6 protein-coding genes are annotated in these 7,629 nt (G+C 61.2%); 5 read left to right on the top strand and 1 reads right to left on the bottom strand.

Features of this window, described 5'->3' with window-relative positions:
• The 5 genes from ACR0P8_RS07895 to ACR0P8_RS07875 form a co-directional block, all read left to right on the top strand.
• A partial coding sequence (locus ACR0P8_RS07895) for a response regulator transcription factor (RefSeq protein WP_432624560.1) occupies positions 1-431 on the top strand: 431 nt, incomplete at its 5' end.
• A gap of 27 nt (positions 432-458) precedes the next feature.
• Positions 459-1,277: a hypothetical protein gene (locus tag ACR0P8_RS07890; RefSeq protein ID WP_432624559.1), complete on the top strand. Its 819-nt coding sequence runs from the start codon at positions 459-461 to the stop codon at positions 1,275-1,277.
• A gap of 23 nt (positions 1,278-1,300) precedes the next feature.
• Positions 1,301-1,942: an ATP-binding cassette domain-containing protein gene (locus ACR0P8_RS07885; RefSeq protein WP_432624558.1), complete on the top strand. Its 642-nt coding sequence runs from the start codon at positions 1,301-1,303 to the stop codon at positions 1,940-1,942.
• 14 nt (positions 1,943-1,956) lie between these two features.
• Positions 1,957-3,048: a hypothetical protein gene (locus ACR0P8_RS07880; protein ID WP_432624557.1), complete on the top strand. Its 1,092-nt coding sequence runs from the start codon at positions 1,957-1,959 to the stop codon at positions 3,046-3,048.
• A gap of 61 nt (positions 3,049-3,109) precedes the next feature.
• Positions 3,110-4,186, top strand: coding sequence for a hypothetical protein (locus ACR0P8_RS07875; RefSeq protein ID WP_432624556.1), 1,077 nt, complete (start codon positions 3,110-3,112; stop codon positions 4,184-4,186).
• Between the two features lie 46 nt (positions 4,187-4,232).
• On the opposite strand, the gene ACR0P8_RS07870 is transcribed toward ACR0P8_RS07875, so the two are convergent.
• Positions 4,233-7,629 (bottom strand): DUF3418 domain-containing protein (locus tag ACR0P8_RS07870; protein ID WP_432624555.1); only part of this gene is annotated, 3,397 nt, incomplete at its 5' end.

Raw genomic sequence — 7,629 nt, 5'->3', positions numbered from 1 at the left:
TCTGCCGTCGCATGCGGTTGATGGACTGTTCCACGCCGATTCTTGGCATGACCAGCTTCAGTCTGAACCGGTATCGCGTTCCGCTGGCGGCGGCAGGCGCGCAGGGGCTTGTCGAAAAAGACGAGACGCAGTTCGAACAAGGCGTCTCCCGTGTCCTTTCAGGATGTTCCCTGGCCGGTTTCGAAACTCCGATGGCGGCTTATGCGAAGCTGAAGTGCGATGTCGAGATGGAATCTACGCTCACCAACATGCAGGAAACCATCATGGATCTGTGCGTGAACGAGTATCTCACGGATGGCGAGATAGCCGGGCGACTCGGCATATCCATCGCCACAGTGCGCAAGCATATGCAGAACATCGTCAAACGACTGAACTGCCGTACGCAACGGCAAGCCATCATCACATGGCTGAAACGTGGGAACGGGCGCTGACATGACCGGAAAGAACAAAGAGCTCCGGTGGCCGGATATGCCGCGCGTGGCGGCAAGAATTGGGGGTGTAAAGTAGAGGGAGCAACAGACCATGGCGGTCTGGCGGCTGCGCCGTTCGCAGGGGGATTGATGGCGATGACGGGGAAAACGGATACACGTGGCAAGATTGTTGCCGTCATATGCTGTCTTGCCTTGCTTGTCGGCTTAACAGGCTGCGGGGCGCTGAAGGAGGGCTCGCAACGGGAGAATCAATCCCAGCAGAATCAATCATCGCAACAGGGTGAACGAATCGCGTCGTCGCTGAAAGATTATGCGCGATCGTTGTTGGATTCCGACGGTGGCAAAATATCCGATCAGCAAAAGTCTGCGCTGGAGAAGGCCGCTTCAGGCGGAAAGGTCAGCCAGTCCGACTACGAGCGCGCATGGGGGGATTACAGGCAATGTATCGTTGACAAGGGGTATGCCGAAACAACGTTCGACAAGTACGACAACGGCATCTACGCATTGCCTACGTACGATACCAACGGCGCCAGCAAGGAGGCTGTCGGCAAGCTCAATAACGATTTATATTCCTGCGCTACGCTGCATGTCACAGATGTTAACACCGTGTACAGGTTGCAGCTGGGCAATCCGGAGCTGTTGCTTGATGACAGGGAAGTGGCGGTCGATTGTTTGCGGAAGGAGGGCATAAAGCCCAAGGACTACACCGTCGACAAACTGGAGAAGGATCTGGAATCCGGGGAGGATTCAGTCTTGCGCGGCAACAGGAAGGCGCTGACCTGCTTGGTGACGGCCGGAGTGAACGTGTCCGCCTCGGATGAGACGGTCTGGTACCCACTGAAATAGTCGGATGCGTGAGGGGAAACCATATGCGAGTGGTTGTGGAAGGGCTGGCCCACCGGTTTCCGGGGACCGACCTGCTGTTCGAGCATCTTGATTTCGTGGCGGAACCGGGGTCCACCATCGCGGTATGCGGACCATCCGGCTGCGGCAAATCGACGCTACTGTCGATTCTCGCAGGCTGGGAGAAACCATATGCCGGCACCGTGGTCCGAGAAGGTGTAAACCGTGTGGGATGGGTGTTCCAAAACCCGTATGGCGTGGCCGAACGCACAGCGCTCGACCATGTGGTGTTCCCACTGCTCGCCAAAGGCATGCGTCGCAAGGAAGCCGAGCCCAAAGCCTTGGAAGCCATGGGACTGTTCGACCTCGAATACGCGGCCGACCGCCGGTTCTCCGACCTCTCCGGCGGCGAGGCGCAACGTCTCATGCTGGCACGCGCCGTCTGCTCCAAACCCGACATGCTGCTCGTGGACGAGCCGACCGCACAATTGGACACGCGTACCGCGCATTCCGTCAGCCACGTGCTGAACAACCTTTCCGGCCAAGGCATGATAGTGCTCGTGGCCACGCACGATCCCGACACCCGCGATGCATGCGACCGCGTGCTCGACCTGGCCGACTACGCGCCGGGCGGCAGCAAATCACAGGATCCGGAATCGGACGAATAGGGAGGCATCGACTCATGGGAAAGAAGCAACGAGACGCCAAAGTCATGAAAAACGGTGTCGGAAGCGGACGGCTCGCATGGACTTGGATCCTGCTCGCCGTGGCGACCGCCGTATGCGTGTCCGTGGGCGCATGCGCGCTGTTGCTGCCCGACCGTGCGCCGGCGTTGCTTGGCTCGTCGGGGGAGGTGACCACCGCTCCGGCCAGTGTGCAGGAATACTCCGGCAACCAACAGGTGACCGTCGTGCCCACCATCTCCTCCGAACGCGATCTCCTTGGCAACGCCAATGGCACCGTCACGGCCGACTGGTCCGCAGGCGGCCTCACTTCCGGCAAAGGAGCATACAAAGTCAACGATCGCGTGGTTGTGGCATTGAACACCGCCACACCCCTATACCGTGACCTCAAAACCGGGGACAAAGGAGACGATGTTCTCGCGCTGAACAATGAGCTGAGCCGACTCGGCTACAACAGTGTGGCTGGTTCCGACACCTATTGGTGGGCCACATCCGACGGCTGGCGGCAGCTCATGAACGACAACGGCAACCCCTCCGACGGTACGCTCACACTTGCCGATACCATGTGGATTCCTGAAAACGTGGTCGCGGTCGACGAGTGGACGGCCACCACCGGTTCCATGGTGACGGGCGGCATGGCAATCGGGAAAATACCGGGAGCGTTGACGAAACTCACCGTGAAAAACGGCACGGCGGCAGGACAGGACCGCAGCATAAGCATGTACGGCATCGACGGAACATTGCCGGCCGGCAGCACGGAAATCACCGACTCCGAATTCCTCCGCGGCGTATCGGCAAGCGAAACGTTTCAATCCATGGACATTCAAACCAAAAAAGCGGGACTTGACGCCACCGTGGCGTTGAAGGAACCGCTGCGGGTGCTGCGCGTGCCGGCGGGAGCGGTATTCGGCATCGACGGCGGTCACGGATGCATCGTGCCGAAATCCAAAAACTCGTCCAATACGCCGGTGAAGGTGACGATCATAGGCAGTGAGCTGGGTGTGAGTCTGGTGCAGACGCAGGACGTCGATGCGTCAGCGGTAACCAGCGTCGAAATCGGCAGCGGAATCAACGGGTTGAGCTGCAAGTAGATGATTGTCGAATCGCGGGAAACGTTGAAAACCGCATGAAACTGACGATAAGGGAGCGTATATGAGACTCGGATCGGTGCTTTCCGAAGCGTTGCGCAACATCGGCTCGGGCGTGAGCCGCGCGTTCGTCATGTTCCTCGCCGTGCTGCTCTCCGGAACGCTGCTGGGCGGATATGAGGCGATGAACGTGATCGGATTGGAATCCGAGGCCGTGCAGCGCATCAACGCGGACGCCGACGTCAACGCCATCGTCGGAGGAACGGTGGACGGTGACGCGTGCGACCGATTGGCTGATACGGATGACGGCACGATGAGCGCTTCGTCTGGTGCGATGCGTTCCGGCAGGCAGATCGTACTGCTCGCCACGCCCGGCAAGGACATCTCGTCGTATGATGTGACGCCTGGCATGATCCGACTGATCGCAGGCAATGCCAAGGCCGACGTGTCCGGCGTATGGGTGCCGCGCGACGTGGCCAAGGACTTCGGGCTCGCCGTGGGCAGCGCATTGCAGACACGCGAAGGCACCACACGTGTGGCTGGTGTGTTCGACTGGCCGAACGATGGGCGTGACACGCGTTTCGCCTACGCGTTCATCGTGCCGGTGTCGGCGAGCGCTTCGACGTTTGACGAATGCTGGGTCAAGCAGTGGCCGGCAAGCGGACAGACGGAAAGCCTGCTGTATTCCACGCTGGTGGCGGGCTCGGGGTCTTCGAATGCGGGTGTGACGCAGGTGAACAAGAGCTTCGATTCGCATTATGACGCGCGTTCGTCGTATCTGAACCGTCCGACGCGGTGGATGCCGTACTTGGGGTTGGCGATTGGTGTGCTGATTGGTGTGTTCAGCGTGCGCCGGCGCAGGCTGGAGTATGCCGGTGCCTTGCATTCGGGGCAGTCGAAGGGCGCGCAGTTGCTGGGCATCGGCGTGGAAACCGTTGCCTGGGCCGGGCTGGCCGCGCTTTCGTCATGCGCGTTGCTGACGGCGTACGCGGTGAGGATGAGCCAGTCCGATTGGATGGCGGTGTTGGCGGCCGCGGTGCGTACGCCGTTGGCGGTGTTCTCCGGCGTGATGGTGGCGAGCCTGTTCGCGGGATTACTGATTCGTGAGTCGCAGTTGTTCCGTTTTTTCAAGAAGCGTTGACGGGTTTTGGAGAAACGGAACAACCGCGGGGAGTCTTTTCGTCGGGTCAGGCGAGCGCCTTTTTGATGCGTTGCAGGCTGATTGGTTTCGGTGTGCCCAGTTCCTGCGCCCACAGGGACACGTAGAATTCCTCCAGCATCCAGCGTACGGTTTCCGCCTGTTTCATGAGCGACTCGTGGCGTGGTCCCGCCGGCTCGCGTTGTGCTTTGGCCATGGCCTTGTCCGCGAGCTGTTTGGCTTCGTCGGCTTCCCAAGCCCAACGCACGTCGCGGTTCTTATCGTTTTTCGCCTTGGCGAGGCGCAGCAGGTCCGCGTGCAGATACCGTTCGATGGATGGCAACGCTTCGGGCGGTGTCTTGCCGATGAAGCCGGGGTATACGAGCGTTGCGATGTGTTCGCGGATCGATTGCAGCACGCTCAATAGCGGCAGGTCGGCTTTGCCGGACACGGCTTTGTCGACTTCCGCATAGCGTTTCAGTATGGCGATCACGTCGCGTGCCACCGCATACACAGTGTCCTCGTACACTTCGCGCACGTCGAGCACCGCGTTGGCGAGCGCTTCGTCATCGGGGAGTTGGTCGACGTTCGGCAGGAGACGTTTGACTGCCGCCAATTGCAGGTCTTCGGCGAGATCCTTCGTGGACTTGTATGGGGCGGAGGCGAGCATGAGCGCCTCCGTGCCGAGCCAGCGTGAGGAGATGCGTTCACCGGGCAGGCGCAGCGTGTCGAGCGCGCCTTGCCAGAGCATGGTGGCGCGTGCTTCGGTGGTCGCTCCCGCTTTGTTGAGCAGGTTGGCTTGTTCGACGAACTTGCCTTGGTCTCCTGCGTTTCGGGCTTGTTTTTCGACCATGTGGCGTGCGGAGGCTTTGGCTTGTTCGGCGAATCTGCGTTGCAGTTCGACGAGTGATTTGCCGGTGCCGAGCGTTTTGACGGATCCTCGCGCGTGTCGTCGGCCGTGCTGGTTCTTGCGGTTGGGCGGCAGCTGCTGTTCCACGGCGAAGGTCATGCGCAGGTATGGCGCGAGCTTGTTCCATAGTTCGCCGGTGAGGACTTCCGGGTGGATTTGCGCGCCGACGATACTGATGGCCGCCTGCGTGAACACGTGCGGCAGGTCGGGCCATGCGGCCATGCCATCCTCGTTTTCGGGGGCGATGTTAGGCTTCTGCTGGCTGCCGGAGCCCGGCAGGTCGGGATAGCGTTCGTCGATCCAGGCGCGGATTTTGCGTGCCGTGTCCGGAGCGGGCACGAACTGCACGCGCAACGTTTTCGGCAGCGACTTGACCATGCCGACGATTAGCTCGTCCAACAATCCCGGCACATTCCACGAGAACTGTTCCGGAGTCAGTCGAGACAATGCTTTCAACGGCACATGCACGGTGACGCCGTCGTTTGGGTCGTGCGGGTCGTAGATGTAGCTCAACCTTAGATCGATGGGGGAGCCGTCGGTGCCGAGCGTATGCCAATGGTCGGGATAGTCGTCCAGGGACACCGAATCGGAGCCGGCGAGACGCTCCACCTTGTCCGGATTGAAATCCAGCAGATCGGGCTGCTCGTCGTGCTTCGTCTTCCACCATTTCGCCAAATCGGCCACGCTGGTGACGGTGTTGGGGATGATGGCGTTGTAGAAGTCGAACAGATCCTCGTCACCGACGGTCTGCGCCACCTGGCGGGTGCGGCTCGCATCATCGGCTGCATCCTCGAGGATGTCCCGGTTCCTGGTGACGAAATCATCATAGGAGAACCGTTGCTGGATGTCGCCCTCCACCAGACCCTGCCGGATGAGGAAATCGCGCGCCTCAAGCGGATTGATGCGCCCCCACTGCACGGTGCGGTCCTGCACGATCGGCAGGCCGTACAGGAGCACCTTCGCGCTCGCCACGGCCGAGCCGCGCGAACCGGACCAGTGCGGATCCGCGTACGTGGTACGGGTGAGTGCTCCGGCGAGCGGCTCCGCCCATGCGGGATCAATCTGCGCGGAATACCGCGCCCACAGTCGACTTGTCTCCACCAGTTCGGTGCTCATCACCCATTGCGGTGTCGATTTGGCTACGGCGGAGGCGGGGAACAGGGCGAAATGCGTGCCGCGCGCGCCCTGATAGTCGTTCTTCGCCATCTTCTGCGCGCGTTTCATCGCACGAGCGCGTGCCGCACCCTTCAAACCAGCGAAATCGGATGCCTTCGGCTCGCGCGTGACCTGCATGCCCATCATGGACAGCAGGCCGGAAAGCATGGACGTGTGGATGCCCTGCGCGTCCCATGAGCAGCACAGTGAATGCGCTGCCTGCTGGTTAAGCGGCAGCTGGCGGATCTCCAACGGTGGACGGGACACGGGAATCGGCTCGCCAAGCTTGAATTTGAACTCCTGGCACATTTCGCGCAGCTGGGCGACCAAATCCTTCCATTGGCGCATGCGCAGCCAACTCAAGTACTCGGTCTTGCAGATGCGGCGCAGCGCGGAATTGCTCGGCTCGCCATCCGCTTGGAACACGCGGTCCCACAGGTTCAACGCGGTCAGAAAGTCACTGGTCGGGTCCGCATACCGGTTGTGGATCCGATCCGCCTCCTCACGGTTCTCGTCGGGACGTTCGCGCGGATCCTGCAGGCTGAGGAACGCGACTACTACCAGCACCGCCGCCAGAGTGTTCGGCGTGGTCGACTTCGCGGCTTCGATGACCATGCGTCCCAGACGCACGTCGATCGGTATACGCGCCAGTATGCGGCCGGTATGCGTCAACACCACCTCGCCGTGTCTGCGCGCCACCGCCTTCAATTCGGTCAGCTCGTTGAAGCCATCCGACACGGCCTTCATGTCCGGAGGGTCGATGAAACCGAAATCCGTCACATCCTTCGCGGTGCGCGCCACGCCCACCGACAGCATGTGCAGGACGACCGCGCCCAGGGACGTGCGCAGGATCTCAGGCTCCGTGAATTCGGGACGTGTCTCGAAATCCTCACGTGAATACAGACGGATCGCGATGCCGTCGGCGATACGGCCGCAGCGGCCCGAACGCTGGTTCGCGCTCGCCTGGCTGATCGGCTCGATAGGCAGACGCTGCACCTTCGCCGTCTTCGAATAGCGGGAGATACGCGCCGTGCCCGGATCGACCACATATCGGATGCCCGGCACCGTCAGCGACGTTTCGGCGACATTCGTGGCGATCACAATACGCTGATGCGTATGCGGTTCGAACACCTTATGCTGTTCCTTCGAAGACAACCGTGCGAACAACGGCACGATCTCGATCGCATCCGGCCTGCGCATATCCGCCGCGCGCGGACCGTAATGGCGGCGCAGCGCGTTCTCGAAATCGTGGGTGTCGCGCTCGCCGGAAGCGAACACGAGAATGTCGCGCGGACCACGGTCGTGCGTGGAATGGATCACCAATTCGGCGCAGGCGCGCGCCACCGCGGTGGGCATGTCCACGTTCGTGTCGCGCGAATCG

The sequence above is a fragment of the Bifidobacterium sp. genome (genome assembly GCF_050874245.1).
GTDB lineage: Bacteria > Actinomycetota > Actinomycetes > Actinomycetales > Bifidobacteriaceae > Bifidobacterium.
Note: the sequence above shows the minus strand (reverse complement) of the source record. Positions and strands in the feature narration are given on the sequence as shown.

Bases quoted from the DNA above. Each gene is read 5' to 3' on its own strand.
- ACR0P8_RS07880 (WP_432624557.1), top strand. From the start codon at position 1,957: ATGGGAAAGAAGCAACGAGACGCCAAAGTCATGAAAAACGGTGTCGGA.
- ACR0P8_RS07885 (WP_432624558.1), top strand. From the start codon at position 1,301: ATGCGAGTGGTTGTGGAAGGGCTGGCCCACCGGTTTCCGGGGACCGAC.
- ACR0P8_RS07875 (WP_432624556.1), top strand. From the start codon at position 3,110: ATGAGACTCGGATCGGTGCTTTCCGAAGCGTTGCGCAACATCGGCTCG.